General features: G+C 65.2%; 23 protein-coding genes. 4 read left to right on the top strand and 19 right to left on the bottom strand.

The window, feature by feature from the left end; all coding sequences use genetic code 11:
• Positions 1-16: 16 nt before the first annotated feature.
• Positions 17-949, top strand: a complete 933-nt coding sequence (gene cynR, locus FPJ27_RS05720; protein WP_204422286.1) for a transcriptional regulator CynR — start codon at positions 17-19, stop codon at positions 947-949.
• A gap of 37 nt (positions 950-986) precedes the next feature.
• Here the strand turns inward: cynR and FPJ27_RS05715 are convergent, their stop codons facing one another.
• Both FPJ27_RS05715 and FPJ27_RS05710 read right to left on the bottom strand, forming a co-directional pair.
• Positions 987-1,187 (bottom strand): hypothetical protein, encoded by a 201-nt coding sequence (locus tag FPJ27_RS05715; protein WP_204422285.1) that lies wholly within the window; start codon positions 1,185-1,187, stop codon positions 987-989.
• Positions 1,188-1,216: 29 nt separating this feature from the next.
• On the bottom strand, positions 1,217-2,536 hold the full coding sequence (locus FPJ27_RS05710) for a DUF3422 domain-containing protein (RefSeq protein ID WP_204422284.1): 1,320 nt from the start codon (positions 2,534-2,536) through the stop codon (positions 1,217-1,219).
• 129 nt (positions 2,537-2,665) lie between these two features.
• On the opposite strand from FPJ27_RS05710, the gene FPJ27_RS05705 reads away from it, so the two are divergent.
• A complete protein-coding gene (locus FPJ27_RS05705; RefSeq protein ID WP_204422283.1) occupies positions 2,666-3,541 on the top strand; it encodes a LysR family transcriptional regulator in 876 nt (291 codons plus the stop codon).
• Here FPJ27_RS05705 and FPJ27_RS05700 read toward each other — a convergent pair whose 3' ends face one another.
• The 8 genes from FPJ27_RS05700 to FPJ27_RS05665 all read right to left on the bottom strand — a co-directional run bounded on the left by FPJ27_RS05700 (position 3,542) and on the right by FPJ27_RS05665 (position 12,161).
• Positions 3,542-4,102, bottom strand: a complete 561-nt coding sequence (locus tag FPJ27_RS05700; protein ID WP_204422282.1) for a hypothetical protein — start codon at positions 4,100-4,102, stop codon at positions 3,542-3,544.
• A gap of 144 nt (positions 4,103-4,246) precedes the next feature.
• The gene (locus FPJ27_RS05695) at positions 4,247-4,597 is read right to left on the bottom strand and encodes a hypothetical protein (RefSeq protein ID WP_204422281.1); all 351 of its coding nucleotides are present in this window, start codon (positions 4,595-4,597) and stop codon (positions 4,247-4,249) included.
• 402 nt (positions 4,598-4,999) lie between these two features.
• Positions 5,000-5,755 (bottom strand): hypothetical protein, encoded by a 756-nt coding sequence (locus tag FPJ27_RS05690; protein ID WP_204422280.1) that lies wholly within the window; start codon positions 5,753-5,755, stop codon positions 5,000-5,002.
• Positions 5,756-5,788: 33 nt separating this feature from the next.
• Positions 5,789-7,180, bottom strand: a complete 1,392-nt coding sequence (locus tag FPJ27_RS05685; RefSeq protein WP_204422279.1) for an alkaline phosphatase — start codon at positions 7,178-7,180, stop codon at positions 5,789-5,791.
• Positions 7,181-7,212: 32 nt separating this feature from the next.
• Positions 7,213-8,646: an alkaline phosphatase gene (locus FPJ27_RS05680; RefSeq protein ID WP_204422278.1), complete on the bottom strand. Its 1,434-nt coding sequence runs from the start codon at positions 8,644-8,646 to the stop codon at positions 7,213-7,215.
• 154 nt (positions 8,647-8,800) lie between these two features.
• Positions 8,801-9,391 carry a methyltransferase domain-containing protein gene (locus tag FPJ27_RS05675; protein WP_204422277.1) on the bottom strand — a complete coding sequence of 197 codons (591 nt, stop codon included), beginning with the start codon at positions 9,389-9,391 and terminating at the stop codon, positions 8,801-8,803.
• Positions 9,392-9,674: 283 nt separating this feature from the next.
• Positions 9,675-11,396, bottom strand: coding sequence for a ubiquinone-dependent pyruvate dehydrogenase (gene poxB / locus FPJ27_RS05670; protein WP_072438248.1), 1,722 nt, complete (start codon positions 11,394-11,396; stop codon positions 9,675-9,677).
• A gap of 237 nt (positions 11,397-11,633) precedes the next feature.
• Entirely contained in the window at positions 11,634-12,161 is a 528-nt protein-coding gene (locus FPJ27_RS05665; RefSeq protein ID WP_072438246.1) for an Lrp/AsnC family transcriptional regulator, read from the bottom strand.
• A 149-nt stretch (positions 12,162-12,310) separates the two neighbouring features.
• On the opposite strand from FPJ27_RS05665, the gene mdeB reads away from it, so the two are divergent.
• Positions 12,311-15,043: an alpha-ketoglutarate dehydrogenase gene (gene mdeB, locus FPJ27_RS05660; protein WP_204422276.1), complete on the top strand. Its 2,733-nt coding sequence runs from the start codon at positions 12,311-12,313 to the stop codon at positions 15,041-15,043.
• 60 nt (positions 15,044-15,103) lie between these two features.
• Here the strand turns inward: mdeB and FPJ27_RS05655 are convergent, their stop codons facing one another.
• The 3 genes from FPJ27_RS05655 to FPJ27_RS05645 form a co-directional block, all read right to left on the bottom strand.
• Positions 15,104-15,577, bottom strand: a complete 474-nt coding sequence (locus FPJ27_RS05655; protein WP_072438242.1) for an RES family NAD+ phosphorylase — start codon at positions 15,575-15,577, stop codon at positions 15,104-15,106.
• On the bottom strand, positions 15,574-16,077 hold the full coding sequence (locus tag FPJ27_RS05650) for an antitoxin Xre/MbcA/ParS toxin-binding domain-containing protein (protein WP_174416737.1): 504 nt from the start codon (positions 16,075-16,077) through the stop codon (positions 15,574-15,576). The genes FPJ27_RS05655 and FPJ27_RS05650 overlap by 4 nt, the downstream gene beginning before the upstream one ends.
• A gap of 110 nt (positions 16,078-16,187) precedes the next feature.
• Positions 16,188-16,688, bottom strand: coding sequence for an Lrp/AsnC ligand binding domain-containing protein (locus tag FPJ27_RS05645; protein ID WP_204422275.1), 501 nt, complete (start codon positions 16,686-16,688; stop codon positions 16,188-16,190).
• 197 nt (positions 16,689-16,885) lie between these two features.
• Here FPJ27_RS05645 and FPJ27_RS05640 point away from each other — a divergent pair, with 197 nt between their 5' ends.
• Positions 16,886-17,902 (top strand): 1-aminocyclopropane-1-carboxylate deaminase, encoded by a 1,017-nt coding sequence (locus FPJ27_RS05640; RefSeq protein ID WP_204422274.1) that lies wholly within the window; start codon positions 16,886-16,888, stop codon positions 17,900-17,902.
• A 193-nt stretch (positions 17,903-18,095) separates the two neighbouring features.
• On the opposite strand, the gene FPJ27_RS05635 is transcribed toward FPJ27_RS05640, so the two are convergent.
• From FPJ27_RS05635 to FPJ27_RS05610, 6 genes are read right to left on the bottom strand one after another with little or no spacing between them, the layout of a single operon-like run.
• Positions 18,096-18,860 (bottom strand): WecB/TagA/CpsF family glycosyltransferase, encoded by a 765-nt coding sequence (locus FPJ27_RS05635; RefSeq protein WP_072438236.1) that lies wholly within the window; start codon positions 18,858-18,860, stop codon positions 18,096-18,098.
• Positions 18,857-20,068 carry an aspartate-semialdehyde dehydrogenase gene (locus tag FPJ27_RS05630; protein ID WP_204422273.1) on the bottom strand — a complete coding sequence of 404 codons (1,212 nt, stop codon included), beginning with the start codon at positions 20,066-20,068 and terminating at the stop codon, positions 18,857-18,859. The genes FPJ27_RS05635 and FPJ27_RS05630 overlap by 4 nt, the downstream gene beginning before the upstream one ends.
• The gene (locus FPJ27_RS05625; RefSeq protein WP_204422272.1) at positions 20,068-20,868 is read right to left on the bottom strand and encodes a polysaccharide lyase; all 801 of its coding nucleotides are present in this window, start codon (positions 20,866-20,868) and stop codon (positions 20,068-20,070) included. Before FPJ27_RS05625 ends, FPJ27_RS05630 begins: the two co-directional genes overlap by 1 nt.
• A complete protein-coding gene (locus FPJ27_RS05620) occupies positions 20,865-22,004 on the bottom strand; it encodes a glycosyltransferase family 4 protein (RefSeq protein WP_204422271.1) in 1,140 nt (379 codons plus the stop codon). The genes FPJ27_RS05625 and FPJ27_RS05620 overlap by 4 nt, the downstream gene beginning before the upstream one ends.
• The gene (locus FPJ27_RS05615) at positions 21,994-23,226 is read right to left on the bottom strand and encodes a hypothetical protein (RefSeq protein ID WP_204422270.1); all 1,233 of its coding nucleotides are present in this window, start codon (positions 23,224-23,226) and stop codon (positions 21,994-21,996) included. Before FPJ27_RS05615 ends, FPJ27_RS05620 begins: the two co-directional genes overlap by 11 nt.
• Entirely contained in the window at positions 23,223-24,509 is a 1,287-nt protein-coding gene (locus FPJ27_RS05610) for a hypothetical protein (protein WP_204422269.1), read from the bottom strand. The genes FPJ27_RS05615 and FPJ27_RS05610 overlap by 4 nt, the downstream gene beginning before the upstream one ends.
• Positions 24,510-24,521: the final 12 nt, after the last annotated feature.

The raw sequence follows: 24,521 nt of genomic DNA, 5'->3' as shown, positions 1-24,521 counted from the left end.
ACTTATAGGAATCGCCATGCTGCTGCGCCATATCAACTACTTCCTGGCCGTCGCCGAACACCGCAGCTTCACGCGCGCGGCCGCCGCGCTGCATGTTTCCCAGCCCGCGCTGTCTCAGCAGATCCGCCAGCTCGAGGAGACGCTCGGCGCGCAGTTGTTCGACCGCACCGGGCGTGTCACGCGATTGACGGACGCCGGCGACGTGTATTTCCGCTATGCGCGGCAGGCGCTGCACGATCTCGCGGAAGGCCGGCGTGCCATTCACGACGTGCAGGATCTCAGCCGCGGCTCGCTGCGGATCGCGGTCACGCCGACCTTCACGAGCTATCTCGTCGGGCCGCTCGTCGAGGCGTTTCACGGCCGCTATCCGGAAGTGTCGCTGTCGGTGCGCGAGATGTCGCAGGAGCGCATCGAGGCGCTGCTCGTCGACGACGAGCTCGATGTCGGCATCGCGTTCGAGGAGGTGCAGACGGCGGATATCGAAGCTAAGACGCTGCTGGTCGAGACGCTTGCGCTCGTCGTGAACCGTCGGCACGCGCTTGCCGGGAAACGCAAGGCCGGCCTGCGCGTGCTGCACGACGCGCCGCTCGTGCTGCTCACGGCCGAGTTCGCGACGCGTGTGCAGATCGACCGTTATTTCCGCGAGCACGACGTGCGGCCGCGTGTGCTGATGGAAGCGAATTCGCTCGGTGCGGTGATCGAGATCGTGCGCCGCACGAATCTCGCGACGCTGCTGCCCGCGACGATCGCGACCGGGCACGACGATCTCGTCGCCGTCGCGCTCGACCCGACCGTGCTGCGGCGCACGGCCGTGCTGCTGCAGCGTAAGGGGGCGTACCGGAGCGCGGCCGCGCGCGCATTCGTCGAGTTGGCGCTTGCGCAGGGGGCGGGGAAAGCGAAGAGGGAGGGCGATTCACGTCCGGCGCGCCACAAGGCGGCCGGCAAATGAACGCCTGCGTCGAATCGAATCGACGCGAAAAAACACGTCAGTTGTAACCGAGAATCGCCACCGCCGCGACGTCCGGCCGATCGTGCGTATTCCCGACGAGCGACGTCATCGGCTCCTGCAGCACGGCCTGATACGACGTCACGCGCGCCTCCTCCGGCACGCCCGCTTCATCCGCTACCGGTTCGTCGAACGCGTCGAAACCGCTATCAAACCCCGGTTGTTTCTGAGAAAAAGTCATCTCCACTCCTTTGATATGTCGTTGATGTTCTAACCGGCCTGCTTCAACTCCGCCGCATGCGCGGGCGCGCCGTCATGCGCGGCCTCCGATCGCGCAAGCTGCGCGCGCGTGCGCCGCGTGATGTGAATCACCGCGAACACGACCGGCGCGATCAGCAGGCCTTCCGCCAGCTCCGGATCGACCGGCAGGTTCATCACGTGCAACGCCTTGAACGCCGCCGTCGCGAGCGACAGCACGTAGTACGAAATGGCCGCCACCGACAGCCCTTCGACCGCGTGCTGCAGATGAAGCTGATTGCGCGCGGTGCGCTCCATTCCAGCCAGCAGGCGCGTCACGTCCTTTTCCTGCGCGAGGTTCACGCGCGTGCGCAACAGATCGACCGCACGTGCGATCCGCGCGGCGATCTGCTCGTGGCGCGCCCATACGCTGCGGCACGTCTCCATCGCCGGCGCAAAACGCCGCTCCATGAATTCGGCGATCGTCGGCATTCCTTCGATACGCTCCTCGCGCAATTCCTGGATACGCGCCAGCACGAGCTTCTCGTAAGCGCGCGATGCACTGAAACGCGCGCCCGAACCCGACAGCGATTCGACCCGCACCGCGAGATGGGTAAGCTTGACGAGCAGCCCCGCGTCGTCGCCGTCGGCGCCGCTCGCGTCCATCCGCTGCATCAGCGCATGCAGTGCCGCGTGGATCTCGTCGAGTTCGCGGCTCATCCGGCGCGCGACGGGCAGCGCGAGCAGCGCCATCATCCGGTACGTTTCGATTTCGTACAGACGCTGCAGCAGGCGGCCGCCCTGCTCCTCGCGGAAATCCTCGTCGACGACGAGAAAACGCATGAAGCCGTCGTCACGCACATGCCAGTCGCAGAACACCTTGCCGCCGCCGAGCACGTTGCTGCCGACGAGCGCGGGCCCGTCGATCCAGCGGCGCAGGTCGCCGCAGACGAGCCGCGCTGCGTCACCCGACAGCAGTTCCATCCGCACCGCGACGAAACGGATTCCCGCGAGTCGCGCGAACCACGCGGCCGGAATGCCTTCGATCGCGAGATCGTCGAAATAGCCGGTGTCGCGACGCGGCGCGACGAACGTGAAGGTCGAGAATTCGGTGTGACGTTCCCACTTCAGGTGCCAGCCGCACGGCGACTGCACTGCGTAGTGCGTCGCGCCTTCGTGCGGCGCAGCAATGCCGGTGTCGCGGCACAGCGCGTGCAGCAGCGTTTCGTGGATGTCGGGCTGGCCGTCCGCATAGATCGCGTAATGCGTGAGCGACACGGCTTCGGCAAGCCGCAGGAACGGCCGCGCATGCAATTCCGCGGCCAGTGCGGCGCGCAACGGATGGTCCATCATCGATACACCACTTTTCCCTGTTCAAGCCTGCGTGCCGGGCGGAGCGCCAGCGTGATCGCACTATGGCAGACACACAGCAACAATAAAAACGCATAATGCTGATCGTTACGTTCAGTTTTCCTGATACCCATGAAGATGCTCGATCACGACGTGCTGGCCACCGTCGTCGCCGTCGCGGAGACCGGCAACATGACCCGCGCCGCCGAAGCCGTGAACCGCTCGCAGTCGGCCGTGAGCATGCAGATCAAGAGCCTGGAAGACGCGATCGGCCGGCCGCTGTTCGTGCGCAAGCCGCGCAGCATCGTGCTGACGCGCGAGGGCGAGGTGCTGCTGGGATTCGCCAGACGAATGCTGGCGCTGCGCGACGAGGCGTGGGCGGCCGTGGTCCGGCCGGAAGTGACCGGCAAGGTCGTGATCGGCGTGCCGGACGACTATGCGTCGTCGCTGCTGCCGTCGGTCCTGAAGAAATTCTCGGCGACCTACCCGAAGGTCGAGATCCAGGTAATGGGGCTGCCGAGCAGCGCGCTCGCGCCGCTGATCAAGGACGGCACCGTCGATCTCGTGTGCGGCACGCGCATCAAGGGGCTGACCGGCGACTTCATCCGCCACGAGCCGATGGCGTGGGCCGCGATGACGAACGGGCCGCGCGTGTGGGAAGAGCGGCCGCTGCCGATCGCGGTGTTCATGCCGGGCAGCGTCGCGCGCGAGAACGCGATCCGCAGCCTCGAACGCGCGAAGGTGCCGTATCGCACCTCGTATGAAAGCCCGAGCCTGCTCGGGCTGCTCAGCATGGTCGAGGCCGGCCTCGCGGTCGCGCCGCTCGCGCGCTGCGCGATTCCCGCGCAACTGTCGATGCTCGGCCGCTCGCACGGGCTGCCCGACCTGCCGCCGCTCGAACTGATTCTCGCGCGCAGCACGAAATCGAAGCGGCCGCCGTGCGACTTTCTCGCGGAGCAGTTGATGGAAGACCTTCAGCGTCAGACCGGGCAAACCAGCGACGCGTGATCAGCGCGTCGCGCGAAACCCGGCCGCGGCCAGCGCCGCATTGACGTTCGCCGCGACCGCATCGACGAGTGCCTCGAGCGTATCGCCGTGCACGTGCGCATGTTCCGGCGCGACATGCTCCGCACGTTGCCAGCCCCACTGCGCGCCCGACGCGACCGACAGCGTCGCGCCGAACCGCTTGCCGTGACGGCGGCCGAAGATGCTCACGCGCCGCTCGTCCAGATACGCCTGCTCGGGCAGACAAAGGCCGATCTCGATCGCGACCTGATCGGGGTCGTTGACCCGTGCGGCCGGATTGACCGCCGGCGCGAACACCTTGCCGATCCGCAACGTCACGCAGGTCTCCCAGGCTGCGAGCGGTCCGCCGGCCGCGTCGACGCGCTCTGTGTCGACCGACCACTGATGCCCGTCGGGCACGACGATCGCCTGATGCAGCAACATTTCGGCCACGCGCACTGTCGTCACGAGCTGCCGCGCGAGTTGCCGGCCCGACGGCAGCGACGCCGTCCGCGCGCGGCGACTTGCCGGCCGCGCGACATGCACTTCTTCCGTGAGGTACATGGACACTCCGTATTCAGGATCGGCGCCGCGCACGGCGCGGCGCACGAACATCCGCCGCCGGCGGGCGGACAGCACCGCGACCGGCGATCCGGCGGCGAATCAATCGAGCAACAAGCAACGAACGCGCAATAATCGTTCCCCGGTTCACCGGAACTTCGGCCCGACGCGCAGCCGGCGCGCGACGGGCCCGATCACGGCGTCGGCCTGCTGCGCGATCAGCATGTGCAGCGTGAAATCCAGATCCTCCGGCGCGATCTCGAAGTGAACATGGATCACGTCGCGCACGGCCCGCGCGCTGACGACATACACGCCGAGCGGCGAATGCAGCAGCGCCGCGAGGCGGGCGCGCGCGTGTTCGCCGGAATCGGCCGTCAGCGTGACGGGCAACTGCAGGCGCGGGCGCGGCGGCGGGAACGGAAGGACGTTGTTGCGTGCGCCGGCGCGCATCTGGCGGCCGGCGACATCGAAGGCGGGAACGGGATGAATGAAGGTCATGGAGCGGACGGAAGCCGTCTCGGCTGTTCGACACATGCCCAGCTTAGAAGACCGCGCATAAACGCCGTGCAAAAAAACGGCGCGGCGCTGCAAAAAATGGCATGCGGGTTGCCGCCCGCCGTCGGCGGGCCGCGCGGCGGACGGGCACGCGCGAAGGGAAGTGAGATGACGAGCGGCTATGCGACACCGCTCGACCGCTTCATCAAACGGGTCGCGTCGCGGCCCGCGGCGCGCGTGCCGGACGGCGCGCGCTTCTAGCGCTTCTAGCGCGGCATCGGCGATCCCTGCCGGGTAACGGCGGGACAAAAATACCGGCCGGGGCCCGGCCGTATCGCACAACGATACCGGCCGCCCTGACCGCAAGCCCCGCTTGCGAAGCGTCGATCATCGGTCGCGCGTCGGTCAATCCAGGTAGTCCGCGTATTCCTTGTGCGCATAACCGCCAAGCGCCTGCCACGGCAACGGCGCCCGTCGCGCAGCCTGCTCCTGGGTCAGTGTCAGCTTGCGCACGACACGACCGTCGGCACTCCGGTATTCGACCGACAGCGGCGCCTGCAGCCGTTCGCTCCACAGGATCCGGTTCACGCCGCGCGCGCCGGGCGACTCGACCGCCTGCTCGTACCAGCGGGTGCCGGGTGCATCGCCGCGCTTTGCCGCCGCGAGCCGCTTCAGTTGCGACGGCGGCGTCACGTAGTACGCGTTGTCCCACGAGCCGTCGAAGCCCGTCGTCTCATACTCGGCCGGCGGCACGCTGACGACCGTCCGGGTCGCCGCGTCCACATACTCGATGCGCGCCGTCTTGCCGTCGTAGGTGACGTGTCGCGCCGCGGCCTGGAAGTTGAAGTGCTTGTGGCCCGCGTGAGCGGCCGCCGGCTGCACGCCGGCGCGCGGCGGATCCTGGCGCATACGGCCCGCGTCGTGGTCATGGTCGTGATCGTCGCCATGACCACCGCCCGCCGCCCCGACGGGCAGCACGCGCTCGACCCACACGTGCCCGTCGCGCCGAACCATCCGTTCGCGATACATCGTCGTGCGCGTCACGCCGTCGGCCGTGACCGTGCGGCTTTCGTGCAGCAGCACGGCGTCGAGATCCGCCGCCGCAAAGGCCGGGAGCGCGGTCAACCCGCAAGCGAGCACGCAGAGAAGCTGGCGTTTCATCGGGTGTTCCCGTTCATCATGAAGCAGCCGGCCTCAGAAACCGAACGCCGATCGCACGAGGCCGAACACCTTCGTGTTGTCGATCGTGCCCTTGAACGCCTTCGCATCCGCGCCGTCGGCAAACAGCATCACGTCGCCGCCGCCGTGCGTCTCCGAGCCCGCACTGCCCATCCGCACGCCGACTTCCTGCAGGTACGCGTCGTTCATCGCCGTGGCCGAATCGACCGATGCGCGCACGTTCGGCCGGTTCGCGCCATTGCCGAACACCAGCGTCGTGTAGGTATTGCCGTCGGCATCCTTGCTCGGCTGACCGTCGCGATAGTTGCGGCTGATGTCGAGAATCGGATTGCCGCGCTTCGAATAGCCGTTGATCGTCATCGTGTGGTCGTGGTCGGCCGTCACGACGATCAGCGTATTCGACAGGTCGACCTTCGACAGCGCAACGCGAATCGCCTCGTCGAATGCCGCCGTATCCTCGAGCGCGCGCTTCGCGTTGGTGCCGTGCAGCGCATGGTCGATCCGGCCGCCTTCGACCATCAGGAAATAGCCGTTCGAGTTCTTCGACAACACGTCGATCGCCTTCGACGTCATCTCCGCGAGGCTCGGCTGCGTCGGCCCTTCACCCTTGCCCGCGACGCGGTCCAGCTCGTACTCGAGATGGCTCGTCGAACTGAACAGGCCGACCAGCTTGCCGTTGCCGGCCTGCGCGAGCTGGTCCTTCGTAGCCACGACCGTGTAGCCCTTCGTCTTCATCTCGTCGAGCAGGTTGCGCCCGTCCGCGCGCCCGCGCTTGTTCGCTACCGGATCGAACGGCGTCCAGTGATTGCGGCCGCCGCCCATCAGCACGTCCACGCCGTCGCCGAGCGCCGCGTTGTAGCCGGCACCGCCCGGCGCCGCCTGCGCGGCGATGTCGTACTGCGCGTCGCGATGGCAGATGTGCGAATAGGTCGCGGCGGGCGTCGCATGCGTGAGCTCGGTCGTCGTGATCGCGCCGACCGCCTTGCCGCGCGCCTTCGCCAGCTCCAGCAGCGTCGCGACCGGCTGGCCGTTGCCCGGCGCGCAGTTGTTGACGGTCTTGTTGCCGTTGACGTCGCTGCCCGGCACGACCGCGCGCGTGTCGGACGACATCGACAGCACTTCGTTGTTCATCTTCACGCCGGTCATGTACGCGGCCATCGACGGTGCGCTGTCGGTCGTCTGCGCGTCGTTCGAGAAGGTCTTGACGCGCGCGGTGCGGGCCAGCTTCTCCATCGTCAGTTGCCCCGACTCGCCGACCTTGTAGATCCGGCTCGCCGTCACGGTTGTCGGCCCCATGCCGTCGCCGAGAAAGAAAATCACGTTCTTCGCCTGGCCGGCGGCCTGCGCCGTGCCGCATGCGAAACCCGCGACGGCCAGCGCCGCCGCGATGCACTTGATTGTCGACATCCTGTATTCCCCTGTACCCGTGTTGTCGGCGCTCAAAGCTGCACCGCGTTGCGCACCAGCTCGAAGACCCGGTTGTTCTCGATCACGCCGTGGAACGCATCCGCGCCGCGGCCGATCGCACCGAGGAACACATCCGTGCCGCCGTGCGTCTCGCTGCCCTTGTCCATCTGCACCGCCGCCTCCTGGCGATAATCGTCGGCGCCCGTCACCGCATCGGTGAGCGCGGTGCCCGCACGGCTGCCCTGCACGCGGTTCTCGCCGTTGCCGAAGCCGATGATCGTGTACGGCGCGCCGTCCGCGTCCTTCGCGACCGCGCCGGTCTGGTAGCTGCGCAGCACGCCCAGCACGCCGGGCTTGCCCGATTCGGTCTTGCCGGTGCGTGCCGCATAGCCGTTCAGCACCAGCGTGTGATCGTGATCGGCCGTGACGACGACCAGCGTGTTCTTCAGGTCGGGATCGGTCTTGCGCACCTTGTCGAGCGTCGCCTTGATCGCGTTGTCGAACGCGACCGTGTCCTGCAGCGCGCGCTTCGCGTTGGTGTCGTGCAGCGCGTGATCGATCCGGCCGCCCTCGACCATCAGGAAATAGCCGTTCGGGTTGTTCTGCAGCACGTCGAGCGCGCGCGTCGCCATGTCGGCAAGGCTCGGTTCCTTGGTCGCGCCGCGATCGAGGTCGTAGCTCATGTGACTCGACGAAAACAGGCCGACCAGCTTGCCGCTCTTCGTCGCATCGGCGGCCAGCAGGTCGTCGCGGTTCCGCGCGAACGCGTAGCCCTTGGCCTTCAGTTCGTTGACCAGGTTGCGTCCGTCGGTGCGCTTGCCGCCGCCGTCCTTCGGTACGAAGAATTGCGTGCCGCCGCCGAGCACGACGTCGACGCCGTCGCCGAGCGCGCCGTTGTAGCCCGCGCCGCCCGGCACGAGCTGGGCCGCGATGTCGTTCTCGGCATCGCGATGGCACACGTGCGCATAGGTCGCGGCGGGCGTCGCGTGCGTGACGCGCGTGGTCGTCACGACACCGGTGGCCATCCCTTTCGCCTTCGCGATCTCGAGCAGCGTCGACACCGATTTGCCGTTGTTCGCGCCGCAGTTGCCGGTGAGGCCGGCGGTCGGCTCGATCGCCTTCGTGTCGGGCGACATCGAAATCACTTCGTTGTTGGTCTTGACGCCGGTCATGTACGCCGACATCGACGGCGCGCTGTCGGTCACCTGCGCATCGTTGGAATAAGTCTTCACGAACGCGGATTCGGGCAGCGTATCGATCGTGAGCGCGCCGTCTTCACCGACCGCATAGATGCGCGCGGCCGTCAGCGTCGTCATCCCCATGCCGTCGCCGAGGAAAAAGATCACGTTGCGCGCCGCCGCCTGCACGGGCGCGGGCGTCGAGCTGGTCGGGCCGTCGTCGCTGTTGCATCCGGCAAGCGCAAAGGCGCCGGCACACAGCAGCGCCGCCATTTTGATTCGATTCATGTTGCCGGTTCCCCCCGGTGTTGCTGCTTTCGAAATGAAAGGCAATGGTAGGAACCTGATGTGACGGCGAGATGAATGGAAATTGGAAGGATCGGTATGACTTATGAAAGAAACCGGCGCGGCGCCGTGTCCGGGCGCCTTGCGCGCGGCCGCGTCAACCGGCGTGTTCGGCGGCGGCGCTGCGCACGGTCACGATGCGCGCGGGCGGAATATTTGCCCAGACGATACGGCTGCCGGAGGCAACAAATGCCGAATCGCCCAGCGGATGACGGCCGGGCGAGCGCAGGTCGTACGTGAATTGAATCATCACGCCGTCGGCCGACAGCACGCGATGGCATTGCTCGACGATGGCCGTCACGTCCTCGCGCGGCAACGTGCGCAACGGCAGGCACGACACGATCGCATCGACCCGCGCGGCGGGCGGCAGCAGCCGCTCGAGCTGCCGCGCATCGCCCCATACGATCGACACATCCGGAAAGCGTCGCCGCAGGTGCTGCACGAACGCCGGTGAACGCTCGACGACGACGAGGCGCCGTGGCGCGACGCCGCGTTCGAGCAACGCCGCGGTGATCGCACCGGTGCCGCCGCCGAGTTCGACGACCAGCCCGTCGCCGTCCGGCACCGCACCAGCCATCTCGCGCGCCAGATGCCGCGAACTCGGGCACAACGCGCCCACCGCGGCCGGGCGGCCGACCCACTCGCGCACGAACAGTGCCGAGACACGCCACGCGTTCGGCCAGATCATTGGCCGGCCTTGAGCGGTTGCGCCGTCGGCTTCGACGTGCCGATGATCGCGTGGAACAGGGCTACCGCGACACGGGGCATTTTCACGAGCATCCTCCTGGACGAATCGGTCCGCCGCAGGAAGAGCGACGATCCAATCGATTCTAGGAAACCCAAACTTAAGGCGACGTGAAGATTGTCCCTAATAGCCCGCGCCGCCGCATCCGTGAGTGGGCCGCCGACAGGAGCGACGCAGCGTGACCGATCGGGAACGAACGGCACGCCGCACCGCGCGCGGCACCGCCTCATCTCAGGTTGGTTCTCGCCAGCTCGACGATCTCGTCGCCGCGCCCGCTCAGGATCGCGCGCAGCATGAACAGGCTGAAGCCCTTCGCATGCGCGATCTCGATCTTCGGCGGCATCGCGAGCTCGTATTTCGACGTGACGACGTCGACCACCGCCGGCCCGTCGTGCGCGAACGCCGTGCGCAATGCCTGCTCGACGTTCTCCGAATGCTCGACGCGTACGCTGAAGATACCCGCGCCCTTCGCGATCGCCGCGAAATCGGTCGGGCTCAGGTCGACGTTGGTATCGAGATAGCCGGCCGCCTTCAGCTCCATCGACACGAAGCCGAGCAGGCTGTTGTTGTACACGACGATCTTGATCGGCAGGTTGAGCTGCCGCGCGCTCAGCAGATCGCCGAGCAGCATCGACAGGCCGCCGTCGCCCGACAGCGACACCACCTGCCGCCCCGGATGCGCACCCTGCGCGCCGAGCGCCTGCGGCATCGCGTTCGCCATCGACCCGTGGTTGAACGAGCCGTGCAGTTGCCGCTTGCCGTTCATCGTCAGGTAGCGCGCGGCCCACAGCGTCGGCGTGCCGACGTCGGCCGTGAAGATCGCATCGTCGGCCGCAACTTCGTCGACGATCTTCGTCAGGTATTGCGGATGGATCGCGCGGCCCGGCGGCTCGGCCACCGCGAGATCGTCGAGCCCCTTGCGCGCTGCCGCGTAATGCTTCAGCGCATTCTCGAGGAAGCGCCGCTGCGTCTTGCGCGTCAGGCGCGGCAGCAGCGCGGCGATGGTTTCCTTCACGGTGCCGACGAGGCCGAGCGCGAGCGGCGCGCGGTGGCCGAGCTGCGAGCCCTTCCAGTCGATCTGCGCAATCTTCGCGTTCGACGGATAGAACGGCCGGTACGGGAAATCCGTACCGAGCATCAGCAGCGTGTCGCACGATTCCATCGCGTGATAACCGGAGCTGAAGCCGATCAGCCCGGTCATCCCGACGTCGAACGGGTTGTCCCACTCGACGAACTGCTTGCCGCGCAGCGCATGCACGACCGGCGCGCCGAGCGTGTCGGCCAGCGCGACCACTTCGTCGTGCGCGCCCTGCGTGCCGCTGCCGCACAGCAGCGTGACCGCGTCGGAGCCGTTCAGCAATGCCGCGAGCCTGTCGAGATCGGCATCGGCCGGCAGGATCGACGGCGGCGCCGATTCGCTCCACGCCGGCGCCTCTTCCGGGCCGTCGCCGAGCGCGATGTCGCCTGGCAGCACGATCACCGCGACGCCGCGTTCCTCGATCGCGGTGCGCATCGCGCGCGCGAGCACACGCGGGAACTGCGACGCGTTGGTCACGAGCTCCGCGAAGTGGCTGCACTCGCGGAACAGTTCCTGCGGATGGGTTTCCTGGAAGTAGCCGAGCCCGATTTCGGTCGACGGGATGTGCGCGGCGATCGCGAGCACTGGCTGGTGATTGCGGTGGCAGTCGTACAGCCCGTTGATCAGGTGCAGGTTGCCGGGGCCGCAGCTGCCCGCACACACCGCGAGCCGCCCGGTCGACGCGGCATCCGCGCCGGCCGCGAACGCGGCGCTTTCCTCGTGCCGCGTGTGCATCCAGCGGATCGCCCCGATCTGGGCCAGGCTGAACGACAGACCGTTCAGGCTGTCGCCCGTCACGCCCCAGATGCGCTCGACGCCTGCCGCCGCCAGCGTCTTCGCCAGGTATTCCGCCATCGTCTGTCTTGCCATCGCGCCCTCACTCGTTGATTGATCGAGACATGCATGAACCGGCCGTGCGCTCGCACGTTTCGCCGACCGGACGAGCATACGCGCCTGGCCCGCGCCGCGTCGCGACGGTGCAATCGGGCCGACTGCCGTATGAGGCGCACGCACGCGATTGGTTCGATCCGTCGCCGCGCCGCGCGGCCGGCGTCATCGTTTCGTCACCATCGCGCAGGCGAACGGACAGGCTGGCTGGTGCCGCGCTCAACCCCAGTCGGACGCCGACTCGTCCGGATCGACGAGCGTGAGCCCCGCCGCCGGCAGCGGCAGCGCGGTCTTGTAGCGCACCTGCTTCAGCGCGAAGCTCGACCGGATGTTCGACACGCCGGGAATCGTCGTCAGCCGCTCGATGATGAAACGCTCGAGCGTACGCATGTCGGGCATCACGACGCGCAGCAGGTAGTCGGCGTCGCCCGACATCAAATAGCACTCCATCACCTCGGGCCGCTGCGAGATCGCTTCCTCGAAACGCTGCAGCGCGTCCTCGACCTGCTTCTCCAGGCTGACCTGGATGAACACGTTGATCCGCAGCCCGAGCGGCTCGGGATCGAGCAGCGTGACCTGCTGCCTGAACAGCCCGAGCTTCTCCAGCGCGCGCACGCGGTTGAAGCACGGCGTGGTCGACAGGTTCACCGCGCGCGCCAGTTCCGCGTTCGTGATCCGCGCGTTCTGCTGAAGCTGGTTCAGGATGCCGATGTCGATGCGGTCGAGCCGCTTGGGGGAGGTGCTCATGGTTTGAATATTCCTTCTCTCGCGACGATTCCGGAATATTTACACTATCCATAAACAAATTCCCAATGAAATCAGACGCATATTCTGTGAATCGGCGCGTAACATGAGTCCCATTGATGCGTGCCGCCGCCGGCGCGTGGGAGACTCATATGACGGATCTGTCGAACGGTATCGAACACGCGCAGCGCGCGGCCCACGCGCGCACCGATGCGGACCCGGAAGAAACCGCCGAATGGCTCGAGGCGCTCGACGCGGTGGTCGCGCACGTCGGCCGCGACCGCGCGCAATACCTGTTCGACCGGCTCGCCGAGCATGCGCGCGCAACCGGCCTCGCGTCGCCGCGCACGCCCGTCACGCGCTACCTGAACACGATTCCGCCCGCCGAGCAGCCGCCGTATCCGGGCGACCTCGACCTCGAGGACCGGCTGTCGGCCGCGCTGCGCTGGAACGCGCTCGCGATGGTCGTGCGCGCGAACCGCGCGTACGGCGAACTCGGCGGCCACATCGCGAGCTATGCGTCGGCGTCCGACCTGTTCGAGACCGGCTTCAACCACTTCTTCCGCGCGGCGTCGCCCGCGACCGGCGACGCACCCGGCACGGCCGGCGGCGATCTCGTGTACTTCCAGCCGCATTCGTCGCCGGGCGTCTATGCGCGCGCGTATCTCGAAGGCTTCCTCACCGAGGACCACCTGAAGCATTACCGCCGCGAAATCGCCGGCCCGGGCCTGTGCTCGTATCCGCATCCGTGGCTGATGCCCGATTTCTGGCAGTTCCCGACCGGCTCGATGGGGATCGGCCCGATCAATGCGATCTACCAGGCGCGCTTCATGCGCTACCTGCAGCATCGCGGCCTCGCGAACACCGCGGGCCGCACCGTGTGGGGCTTCTTCGGCGACGGCGAGATGGACGAACCCGAATCGCTCGGCGCGCTGTCGCTCGCCGCGCGCGAGGGGCTCGACAATCTCGTGTTCGTGATCAACTGCAACCTGCAGCGGCTCGACGGCCCGGTGCGCGGCAACGGCCGCGTGATCGACGAACTCGAAGCGCAGTTCGCGGGCGCCGGCTGGAACACGATCAAGGTGCTGTGGGGCTCCGACTGGGATCCGCTGTTCGCGCGCGATCACGCGGGTGCGCTCGCGCGCGCGTTCGCCGATACGGTCGACGGGCAGTTCCAGACCTTCTCCGCGAACGACGGCGCATACAACCGCGCACGCTTCTTCAGCCAGGACCCCGCGCTCGACGCGCTCGCCGCACAGCTCACCGATGCGGAGATCGACCGCCTGCGGCGCGGCGGCCACGACGCGCGCAAGCTGCACGCCGCGTATGCGCGCGCGCTCGCGCACCGCGGCCAGCCGACCGTGATCCTCGCGAAGACGATGAAGGGTTATGGGATGGGCACGGCCGGCCAGGGCCGGATGACGACCCATCAGCAGAAGAAGCTCGACGTCGACGATCTGAAGGCGTTCCGCGACCGCTTCCGGTTGCCGCTGTCGGACAGCGACGTCGAACAGTTGAAGTTTTACAAGCCAGCGGAAGACAGCCCGGAAATGCGTTACCTGCATGCCCGCCGGGCTGCCCTGGGAGGCTATCTGCCCAGAAGGCGGACAGCGGCATCGAAGGGGCTGACCGTCCCTTCGATGCCGGCCTGGGGAGCGTTCGCGCTGGATGCGGCCGGCCGCGAGATGTCGACGACGATGGCGCTCGTGCGCATGCTCGCCGCGTTGATCAAGGATCGCGACATCGGTTCGCGCATCGTGCCGATCGTGGCCGACGAAGCGCGCACGTTCGGCATGGCCAGCCTGTTCCGGCAGGTCGGCATCTATTCGCCGCTCGGCCAGCGCTACGAGCCCGAGGATCTCGGCTCGATGCTCTACTACCGCGAGGACACGCGCGGCCAGATCCTCGAGGAAGGCATTTCGGAAGCGGGCGCGATCTCGTCGTGGATCGCCGCCGCGACGTCGTACAGCGTGCACGACCTGCCGATGCTGCCGTTCTACATCTACTACTCGATGTTCGGCTTCCAGCGCATTGGCGACCTGATCTGGGCCGCTGCCGACCAGCGCTCGCGCGGCTTCCTGATCGGCGCGACGTCCGGGCGCACGACACTCGGCGGCGAAGGCCTGCAGCACCAGGACGGCAGCAGCCACCTCGCCGCGTCGACGATCCCGAACTGCCGCGCGTACGATCCGGCGTTCGCGTACGAAGTCGCGACGATCGTCGATGCGGGCATGCGCGAAATGGTCGAGCAGCAGCGCGACGTGTTCTATTACGTGACCGTCATGAACGAGAACTACGCGCAGCCGTCGATGCCCGACGACGACCCGGCCGCGCGGCGCGATGGCATCCTGAAGGGCATGCACCGGCTGCCGTCCGGTTCGAACGCAACGGCACGCGTGCAATTGCTCGGCTCGGGCGCGATCCTCGGCGAAGTACTCGCCGCACAGCGGATGCTGAAGGACGACTGGGGCATCGACGCGGCCGTATGGAGCGTCACGAGCTTCAGCGAACTGCAGCGTGACGGGATGGAAGCCGAGCGTCGCGCGCGGCTCGACGACGACACGCACTCGACGCCGTACGTCACCGCCGCGCTCGCCGCGACGCGCGGGCCCGTGATCGCTGCAACCGACTACGTGCGCGCGGTACCCGAACTGATCCGCGCGTACGTGCCGCGCCGCTACGTGACGCTCGGCACCGACGGTTTCGGCCGCAGCGACACGCGCGACGCGCTGCGCGCGTTCTTCGAGGTCGATCGCGCGAGCATCGTGCTCGCGGCGCTGAAGGCGCTGGCGGATGATGGAGAACTCGATGCGACTATCGTGCGCGACGCGCGAGAGCGTCTCGGCAAGTCGGCATATCCAGGCGTCGCGCCATGGCAGCGCTGACCGGACGACGCGACCGCGCAGCAGCCGACGATGATTCGTCGACCAAAACAATACGGCCAACTAGCCGAAGAGGCGTGGATCCAGCGCGAACGCTTCCTTGCCGATCACTTTCACACTCGAAGCAAAATCCGCATGCAGCGGGTTCAGCAGCAAGTTGAAGTCGGTCGGGCAGACGACTGACGGTACGCGCATCGCCAACTGATCGCCCGCTTCAAGCCAGACGCGCCCGATCCGGGCAGTCGACTCCGGATCCTGCGACAGTACCGCCCAATCGTCCGGCAGGTCCGGCTGGTACGCATTGTCATGGACGGTGTCGGGCACTTCCAGCGTCACTAAAAAAAATCCGCCAGCGGGAAGCAAGCCGGACATATGGACGAGTGACTCGAGCAACGACGTCGACGCATGGCAGCAGGTGTACAGCACGCGCATGCCGCGAGGATTCCAGCGGCCACCGGCGATCGCCGCGCCGTTCCCGCTCAGGTCGTCGGCCAGATAGTGCCCCTTTCGTTCTTTCGCGAGACGATACAACCTCACGCGCCGACCCCGAACTGGGCACGGTTCAGAATGTCGCGCACCCGGTCGTAGCCGGGCTGTACGTCGAGCACTTCGAGCGGCTTCAAACCGTCGAGCTCCGCGTTCGCCCGGCTCATCCACGCCGCCGCGCGCTCGCTGTCCTCAAACAGATCGGTGGCGAGATCCAGTACGTAGAGCACGCGCGCAACGCGATCGGACTCGCCTTGCGACAACCGGTCGTGCTTGGCAATTTTCCGCAGAATGGTCGAGCTGGGCAGGCTCAGCGCGCTCAAGAGGGACTGAACCGGCACGCCGAGCAACTCGCGCGCGACGCGCTCGATGATGACCGCGTCGAAACCCTCCGCGATCGCGCGCCGCTGCGACATCGGCGCCATCCGGCCAAAAGTGTCGAAATCGCCCTTGCCGGCGCCCAAACCGTTCGAGCCGCCCGCCGGCGTCGCGGCGCGGGATGCGGCAGCCCGCTTGGCAGGCTGACGGGCCGCAGGTGTGGTTGCTGTCATGGCGATTCCCAAATGGGTTAATTTGAATTCTCATTGTATACACCCAAACGGGAATTTTCAATTAGCCAAACGGCATAGTCTAGGCTAATGGGAATCGACGACGCTCCGCGCTACACCGGCAGCGCATGCGTCGACAATATCTCCTTGAGCACCATGAACGAGCGCACCTGCCGCACGCCGGGAAGGTAGATCAGTTGTTCCGCGTGCAGCCGGTTGAAGCTCTCGTTGTCGCGTGTGCGCACCAGCATGAAATAGTCGAACTCGCCCGTCACGACGTGGCATTCGACACATCCCGACACCTTCTGCGCGGCCTTCTCGAACGCGGCGAACGCTTCCGGAGTCGAGCGGTCGAGCACGAAGCCGATCACGACCAGCATGCCGGCGCCTAGCGGCTTCGGATCGAGCAGCGCGACGATCCCGCGAATCATCCCCATTTCCTTGAGCCGTTCGACGCGCCGCAGGCACGCCGGCGCGCTCAGCTTCACCTTCGCGGCGAGGCTCACGTTCGAGATCGACGCGTCCTGCTGAAGCTGCCTGAGGATCGCTCGATCGATGCGATCGAGCGCGGGCGCGGCATCGGCCTGCGTCGCCGGTCTTCCAGTTAATTTCATTGCGTCTTCCTCATTTTTTTCGAACTCGAATTGCTTGATCGGCACTCGATTCGTTATCAACGTAGGCCGACGATATTTATTTCGCAAGCTCATTTCGTGCGTGCTTGCCTATCATTTTTCCATCGGGACACGGCGTGCCGCCCCTCCCGAACACACCGATGCCCGCGCCAACCCCGCCTTTCCGGAGACAAAAATCGATGAACCTGCAACGCTTCCCCCGTTATCCGCTGACGTTCGGCCCCACGCCCATCCAGCCGCTCAAGCGCCTGAGCGCGCACCTCGGCGGCAAGGTCGAGTTGTATGCGAAGCGCGAGGACTGCAACAGCGGCTTCGCGTTCGGCGGCAACAAGACCCGCAAGCTCGAATACCTGATCCCCGACGCACTCGCCCAGGGCGCGGACACGCTCGTGTCGATCGGCGGCGTCCAGTCGAACCAGACGCGTCAGGTCGCGGCCGTTGCAGCGCATCTCGGGATGAAATGCGTGCTCGTGCAGGAGCACTGGGTCAACTACGACGATCCCGTCTACGACCGCGTCGGCAACATCCAGCTATCGCGGATGATGGGCGCCGACGTGCGGCTCGTTGCCGACGGCTTCGACATCGGCATCCGCCGTAGCTGGGAAGAAGCGATGGAGAGCGTGCGACAGGCAGGCGGCAAGCCGTATCCGGTTCCGGCCGGCTGTTCCGAGCATCCGCTCGGCGGGCTCGGGTTCGTCGGCTTCGCGGAAGAAGTACGTGCGCAGGAAGCGGAACTCGGATTCAGGTTCGACTACATCGTCGTGTGCTCGGTGACGGGCAGCACGCAGGCCGGGATGGTCGTCGGCTTCGCGGCCGACGGGCGCGCGGATCGCGTGATCGGGATCGACGCGTCGGCGACACCGGAGAAAACGCACGCGCAGATCACGCGCATCGCGCGGCATACGGCTGAAATCGTCGAGCTCGGGCGTCGCATCGACGAGCAGGACGTCGTGCTCGACACGCGCTACGCGGGCCCCGAATACGGGCTGCCGAACGACGGCACGCTCGAGGCGATCCGGCTATGCGCGCGGCTCGAAGGCGTGCTGACCGATCCCGTCTATGAAGGCAAGTCGATGCACGGGATGATCGACAAGGTGCGGCGCGGGGAATTCGAGCCGGGCTCGAAGGTGCTGTATGCGCACCTGGGCGGCGTGCCGGCGTTGAGCGCGTATGCGGAGATTTTCCGACAGGGGTGATGCGGGCCGGGCGGAGGCGCGGCGTGCGCTGTTAGCGCCAGCTTCGAGCCTCCGCCGAACGGGTGCCAGACGGCGCGGTTCGTCGATGCCTCGCGCGTCATCTGCTCGTTAAAAGCACGTGTCGTCGGACGAACCGCTCTGCGGACCCGCGTGACAGACCGTTGCAACGAGCATGTGGGCGGCAAAAACACATCTAATGCGCATCGACCTCTCCCTTGCGCCGAAACAACCGCGACACATACGCACCTGTCAGCATCACGAGGAACCGGCTGTTGGTCGACAGATAGCGCTTCCACATCCGCCCCGGTTCCTGGATGACGCGGAACGCCCACTCCAGGCCACTGCGCTGCATCCACAGCGGCGCACGCTTCACCTTCCCCGCCACCACGTCGAACGTCCCGCCTACGCCCATTACGAAATCGACGCCCAATTGGGATTTCCAGCGATTGATGAAGTTTTCCTTGCGCGGCGACGTAATCGCAACGAACAGGAGCTTCGCGCCCGACGCACAAATCTGGTCGACGACGGTACGCTCGTCATCCCAGAAGTAGCCATGGTGAATACCGGCAATCCGCAACATCGGGTACTTTGCCGAGACTGCGCAGGCCGCCTTTTGCACAACGACCTCGGAGCCGCCCAGCATGAAAACCGGCAGTCCGTCCTGCTGGGCCATGTCGAGCAGGCGCTCGAACAGGTCGACGCCGGCGACGCGCTCCGAAACGTCATGGCCAAGCAGGCGGGCGCCCCACACGACACCCATCCCGTCGATGTTGACGATATCGCAGGCATGCACCGAGGCGGCCAGCTCCGGATCGGCCTGCATATTGACCAGCTTGGCGACGTTGACGACCACGTGCTGCGTGAATTGCGAGCGCGCAATGCGATCGCGGATCAGCTCGACGGTTTGGGTCATGGTACCGACGTCCATCGGACAGCCGAACAGTTCAATGCGATTCATGCGAATTCTCTCCGGGACAGGGAATGGGACGACAGAGCGTCGGGCCGGACGTGGTTCGCAAGAAGGCCGATCGAATAGAACGCCCACGCTTGCGTCCATCGCAGGTAGTCAACGCGATTGACTGAACGGGCAGTGCGCTGATAGGCGAAGCGGCGTTCGGCAGGCAGGTAGAGCGTCTGCATCGCGCGATCGAATACACGTTGCGCCAGCGGGCGGTCGGACTCCACCGGCGACACCGTCAGCAGCGTGATCAGCGCTTGCGCGAACGAGTGCATGTCGAGAGGCCAGATCCGGTCGGCGTAGTATTTCGCAGTGCCGTCGGGCGTGAAGAACGTGTTCCGGTAGTACTTGAGGCCCCGATCGATCGCGTCGTCGAAGCACCGCGTGCCCGCGGCCTGTCGCAGGCAGTGCAGCGCCTCGAGGTTGTAGCCGGTGTGGAAGCCGTCGACGAACGCGTGATGACTACGCAGGCCGTAAGCCCATGCGCCGTCGTCGCGCTGCATCGACACGCTGAGCATCGCCGCACGCAGCGCGCGTTCGCACATCGCGGAATCGCCGGTTCGGCGAGCCGTCTCTGCAACGAATGCGGTCACCCACAGGTTCGCGTTGTGGACGAACGCTGATTCGCCCGGGATGTATGCGTAGTATCCGGAACCGTCGTGTTCCGTATAAAGCGAATCCAGGAAGTATCCGGCATCGACAGCCGTGTCGATGAAACGGGAATCTCCGGTCGCGTCGCCAAGCGCGTACAGCGCCCGCGCGGCGTAGCACGTCGTGATTGCGTTCGGTGTGCCGACCGGTACAAAGAAAGCGCGCGCCGCCCAGTCGAAGTGATAACCCCATGCACTATGGCGCCACAGCCGCCGATCAACGCGTTGCTCCAGCAGCCAGTTGCCTAGCACGCGCGCTTCCGCAACGCTCGTTCCGTCGCCGATCCGACGTTCACGTTCAAGCAAACCGAGAATGATCAGCGCGATACCCTTCGGATTCCGCTTGCGTGGGACGCCGGCCAGACCGCGCAGATTGATCGGGCTGCGCTTGTGAAATTGAAGCCATGCGATGCGCGCGAGCGGCAAGCACGACAGGCCGGAATAACGAAACAGGTGGCTGTTCAGGCCATCGAACGGATCGTGGCCGGCGTAGTCGTGGCGCTGGCAATGTGCGAGCAGGCCGTCGGCGACGGCGGCGGGATCGGGAAATTCAGTCATCAATCGTTTCTCTTGACATCCACGGAGACAGCGCCGAAATACACGGCGAGTGCATCGACGTCCGTGGGATAGGTTTGCCAACTCGGCTTGTAGATGCCGAACTTGAGATAGCTGTGCCGATCGCCGACATACGCGTTCGGTATGCCATTCGCATCGAAAACGGCGAGCTTGTCCTTCCACACCTGCGTAATAGCCTGGCGCCCCGATGAATCGGGCGCATAGCGGATCGTCCAGTCAACCCATCTTCCCCGGTCATTCGCGGCGCAGCAGAGATGCCTTTGCGTGTCTTGCGTCGTATCGTGGCCGCCGCGGACGGATATGATGTATTCCGATCCAAACAGTTTCAGCATGACCGGGGGCGAGCCGCTATGCTCACCCTGGTGAATTTGAGTGAGGATTGCGAATTGCCTGCTATCGAATCTGAGATCGCTCGGAAGATAGGTGCGCCACCGGATCAGATATTCATGTCCGGGAGCAAGCTGGATGTCGCGCGGCAAGAGAAATTCTGCCCTCGGCAACCGATTGATCAGATGGGAAAAATCCTGACTCTTTCGAAGTTCGACTCGAATCGCGCGACGGTCAGAGGCAACCGGATCGTCAACCAGCGTGATATTCGTCGGCGTGGTTTGCTGGAACGTCAGGCCGTTCAGACCGTTATGCCACGAGTTCGAATAAACGGATTGGTAATCGGCAGACTCCACGCGAACTGCCGTCGTCGTTGCACAAGCCACGACCAGTATTGATCCGAGCCCTACCACAATTAGCACAATGCCGGACGTGACGGGCTTGCCGAATTTCATACGGCGACTCCGTTCGTGATGTCGCGATAGCAATGAACATACCGCTCCGAAATCGCCTCGGCGACGTAGTTCTGTTTTGCCCGGGACAGTGCGGCGGCTTTCATGCGTGTCGCGAGAGCCGGATTTTCGAGTAGTTGACGAACACGGCCGGCAAGTGCCTCGGCGTCATTGGGTGGGACGAGATACCCGGTCACACCTTCGCTCACCAGATCTTCCAGCCCGCCAACCCGTGTGGCAACGACAGGCACGCCGCAGAACATGGCTTCCAGTGCTGCGATACCGAATGCCTCGAACTGGCTAGGCAGACAGAACACGAATGCGTTTCGATAGAACGAGAGCTTGTCGTCGCGCTCGAGCCATCCCTCGAAATGGACTCGATCGATCACGTCATGAGCGTTTGCAACGCCACGCCATCGCTCCGTATCACCTTCGCCGGCCAGCCTCAGCGCGATATCGAATCCCTGCCTCGTGAGCAGGCCGAGAGCCTCGATCAGCACGTCGACGCCTTTCTGGGTCGACAAGCGGCCGGCAAATGCGATATATGGTTGAACGCAGGCCTGCGGGCGATCATGCGAACCGCCGTGCATTGCATCATGTTCCGCATCCGTCGCGAAATTGGCAACGACGCTTGTATCGTCAGCGTTTCTCCGAAACTGATTCAACAGCCGTGCCGACGCAGAAGACGCGCCGATTACCGCATCAGCGCCTCCTATGAACTGACGTATTGCCGCACGCGTCACGCCGTCGGCACGCGCGACAAAGCGGTCGAAATTGCCCGAATGCAAATGGAACACCACCCGTCGTCGCATCGCTTTCGCGATCATATAGAGGGCGAACTTTCGGTAGAAGGAACCACGCTCCGAAACGTGGAAATGCACAACGTCGGCCCCCCTTGCGGCAAAGATGAATTTCGGCATGTCCGACGAAAAGAATCGCAGTGATGAACCGGTGTTCTGGAAGCCATGTGTTTCGAAGATCGTCGTTCCGATGTCGGCACGCTCGAAGCTGGCCCGCCGGGCGGCCAGTTCCCCGAGTACCGAAGCAATACCGCCGCGTTGACCATATCCGGGACCGACGTGCAATACGTTGATCCGGTTCGCGTTGGGAATCCCTGCATCATTCGCCTCATATCTCATTCGATTCCCCCCCCGATGACCTGGCATGCGCGGATAGCACATACATCATCAGCAACGCTGAAAACACATAGGATGGCGATAGAAATGCCATCGAGAACAGATTGTCGAAACAAAACGCAAGAACGACATACATCCAGATCATGTTTTTCCTCCTGGATTGCCCATAGAAAAGCATGAATGCGAGCCAGAGAATCGCGCCAAACAAGCCCATTTCGACAAACAAATGCGGGTAGAACGTATCGGTGGTCTTCAACACACCGTCGAGCCCATACCAGTTGAAGTGATAGGTCTGATATAGCGGCGAGTTGTACTTCACCGACGCGGGGCCGCCGAAACTCCCGAGGCCCTCGCCGAGCAAATTGCCGTTCAGCAGAGACTCGAACATCACCCGATAGGATTCCGCTCGCGCCGAGTTACCGGAGAGGATGTAGAACGACAGTTTCGCCATCGCGACCCGAACGAACGAATCGAATAATCCGATCAGCAGAAACAGAGTTCCGGCCAGCATCGCGAGAAGCGACACCGCCCAGACTCGAATATCCCGCCAGCCAAGAAATACCGGGTAAAGAATGATCGCGACGTACATCTTGAAAGAAAATCCGAGCAGCGAGAACAGCAGGAATACCCACGACCATTTCAGCCTGGACGAATTTCGAAAATGGAAGCGGCACAGCAAAAAAGCACAAAAGTTGATGAAGCTGAACTCCGAAAAGAATCCCATCCACCCCTGCGCACGCAGGAACAATCCCGAGTCGATCCGCACCGGCATGAACAGCGGCAGCCCAACCGCATACGACACGTAGAAATACAGCTGGAACAGGTCGTTGCTCACGACCACGCCGATGAACGTCTTGACCAGCACGTCGAGCCGGTCGCGGTACGGGAAGATCGCCACCGTGATCGCGACCGGAAAGAGGAAGCGGACGAGTTCCTCGATCCCGGCATGGACGTTGAACGACAGCAGCATCCCGATGCAGAGCGACACGGCGATGGGCAGCGCGAGAACGGCCAGCCGGTGAAATCGCGGACGCAACAGGATCGCCGCGAACACGAGGCCGAACGCGCCGATCTTCACGACCTGCGAACGATCGTCGTCGAGCGTGAGCAGCGTGTCGCTGACGCAGAAGACGAAGTAAGCGAGCGCCAGCAGGCCGGCGCCCAGGTCGGCCACGCGCGATCGACGATGCGGCACGATCGCCGGAAATCGGGCGGCCGCGTTCATGGACGCGCTCCCGACGACGCCGGCATCGCTTTCATATCGGCGACGCCCAACGCGCTGATCGATTCCGTATAGGCCGCGCATACCCGCCGTGCATGCATCACGACGATCGCGTTCCGGATCAGCGTCACGACCACCGCTGACGCCAGCATGCAGAAGAATCCGGTTTCGCCGCCGATGGCGACGCAGCCGCCGAGCAAAACGACGAACAGTGCCGAGGTACCGATGTTGATCCGCGCGGTGGCCGCGCTCTGCTCGAACGCCATCATCACGTTGCTACCGACGACGCCAAGGACGCCGGCCGCACACTGGATCGCCAGCAGCACGCCGCCCGCGAGCACCATGTACACGCCGTTGCCATCGAGCCCGTAGCGCCAGGTCAGCCCCGCCACCATCGCAAGGTTTGCGACAAGTACGACCAGATTCGACAGGTCGATATTGCGCCGCATCGCCCCCAGCGTCGCATCGAGCGGCGCCTTGTCCTTCTTCCGCTTAACGAGGTCCGGCAATTGCGCGATCGAAATGGCGCGCGGCAGCAGGTTGCCGATCGCGGTCACCGAGGAAAACAACGACAGCATCCCCGCGAACGACGCACCGCACATCGCGTTCGCCATCGGTACGGTCACCAGCGCGATGCCGCCTGACAGGAAATTGGTCAGCCCGAACTGCAGCCCCTTCACGTCGATGCGCATCGAAAACGCGCGACGATCGGGCATGCCGATCGCGGCGAACATCGCGACGGCCACCACGACCAGCGCAACGGCGAGGCACAGCGACGCGGAATAGCCGTGGCGCGTGCCGATCCACAGCATCGCGCACGAGCCTGCGATCAGCAGGCAGTCGAACGCGATCGTGATCCGGTAGCGGCGGTACGACACGAAGAAATGCCGCGCGAGCTGATACACGGTCCAGCCCCACATCAGCGCGACCACGCCGCCGAGATCGAACGCGACGAAGCCTGACGCGGACACCAGCACGCATGCGATCGTGGCGGCCACGGCGGTCCATCCCGCCATCGACACCAGCGAGTAGAACGCGCCGCGCGCCGCCTGCTCCCCGTCGCTCGCCGGTACGCGTACCAGAATCAGCGTCGCCCAGCCGATGGCCGTGAAGAAACCGATCATCTGTGCGATCGACAGGTTGGACGCCGCAGCCCCAAGCTCGTCCAGCGAATAGATCCGCTGGACGAGCCAGAACGTCAGCACGCGATAGAGGCCGGGCGCGCCGGTACAGACAAGCGCCTCGACACGGCCCAGCAGATTTTTGGCGTCGGCATTCCGCAGCATGATTTTTGTGCG

The sequence above is a fragment of the Burkholderia sp. MS455 genome, from assembly GCF_016899445.1.
Lineage (GTDB): Bacteria > Pseudomonadota > Gammaproteobacteria > Burkholderiales > Burkholderiaceae > Burkholderia > Burkholderia pyrrocinia_C.
The sequence above is the reverse complement of the archived record's forward strand: the minus strand, read 5'-3'. Positions and strand labels throughout refer to the sequence as shown.

Bases quoted from the DNA above. Each gene is read 5' to 3' on its own strand.
- FPJ27_RS05695 (WP_204422281.1), bottom strand. From the start codon at position 4,597: ATGACCTTCATTCATCCCGTTCCCGCCTTCGATGTCGCCGGCCGCCAG.
- FPJ27_RS05675 (WP_204422277.1), bottom strand. From the start codon at position 9,391: ATGATCTGGCCGAACGCGTGGCGTGTCTCGGCACTGTTCGTGCGCGAG.
- FPJ27_RS05645 (WP_204422275.1), bottom strand. From the start codon at position 16,688: ATGAAATTAACTGGAAGACCGGCGACGCAGGCCGATGCCGCGCCCGCG.
- FPJ27_RS05700 (WP_204422282.1), bottom strand. From the start codon at position 4,102: ATGTACCTCACGGAAGAAGTGCATGTCGCGCGGCCGGCAAGTCGCCGC.
- FPJ27_RS05710 (WP_204422284.1), bottom strand. From the start codon at position 2,536: ATGATGGACCATCCGTTGCGCGCCGCACTGGCCGCGGAATTGCATGCG.
- FPJ27_RS05630 (WP_204422273.1), bottom strand. From the start codon at position 20,068: ATGACTGAATTTCCCGATCCCGCCGCCGTCGCCGACGGCCTGCTCGCA.
- FPJ27_RS05650 (WP_174416737.1), bottom strand. From the start codon at position 16,077: ATGACAGCAACCACACCTGCGGCCCGTCAGCCTGCCAAGCGGGCTGCC.
- FPJ27_RS05615 (WP_204422270.1), bottom strand. From the start codon at position 23,226: ATGAACGCGGCCGCCCGATTTCCGGCGATCGTGCCGCATCGTCGATCG.
- FPJ27_RS05685 (WP_204422279.1), bottom strand. From the start codon at position 7,180: ATGTCGACAATCAAGTGCATCGCGGCGGCGCTGGCCGTCGCGGGTTTC.
- FPJ27_RS05690 (WP_204422280.1), bottom strand. From the start codon at position 5,755: ATGAAACGCCAGCTTCTCTGCGTGCTCGCTTGCGGGTTGACCGCGCTC.
- FPJ27_RS05640 (WP_204422274.1), top strand. From the start codon at position 16,886: ATGAACCTGCAACGCTTCCCCCGTTATCCGCTGACGTTCGGCCCCACG.
- FPJ27_RS05620 (WP_204422271.1), bottom strand. From the start codon at position 22,004: ATGAGATATGAGGCGAATGATGCAGGGATTCCCAACGCGAACCGGATC.
- FPJ27_RS05680 (WP_204422278.1), bottom strand. From the start codon at position 8,646: ATGAATCGAATCAAAATGGCGGCGCTGCTGTGTGCCGGCGCCTTTGCG.
- FPJ27_RS05705 (WP_204422283.1), top strand. From the start codon at position 2,666: ATGAAGATGCTCGATCACGACGTGCTGGCCACCGTCGTCGCCGTCGCG.
- mdeB (WP_204422276.1), top strand. From the start codon at position 12,311: ATGACGGATCTGTCGAACGGTATCGAACACGCGCAGCGCGCGGCCCAC.
- FPJ27_RS05635 (WP_072438236.1), bottom strand. From the start codon at position 18,860: ATGAATCGCATTGAACTGTTCGGCTGTCCGATGGACGTCGGTACCATG.
- FPJ27_RS05665 (WP_072438246.1), bottom strand. From the start codon at position 12,161: ATGAGCACCTCCCCCAAGCGGCTCGACCGCATCGACATCGGCATCCTG.
- FPJ27_RS05610 (WP_204422269.1), bottom strand. From the start codon at position 24,509: ATGCTGCGGAATGCCGACGCCAAAAATCTGCTGGGCCGTGTCGAGGCG.
- FPJ27_RS05625 (WP_204422272.1), bottom strand. From the start codon at position 20,868: ATGAAATTCGGCAAGCCCGTCACGTCCGGCATTGTGCTAATTGTGGTA.
- poxB (WP_072438248.1), bottom strand. From the start codon at position 11,396: ATGGCAAGACAGACGATGGCGGAATACCTGGCGAAGACGCTGGCGGCG.
- FPJ27_RS05715 (WP_204422285.1), bottom strand. From the start codon at position 1,187: ATGACTTTTTCTCAGAAACAACCGGGGTTTGATAGCGGTTTCGACGCG.
- cynR (WP_204422286.1), top strand. From the start codon at position 17: ATGCTGCTGCGCCATATCAACTACTTCCTGGCCGTCGCCGAACACCGC.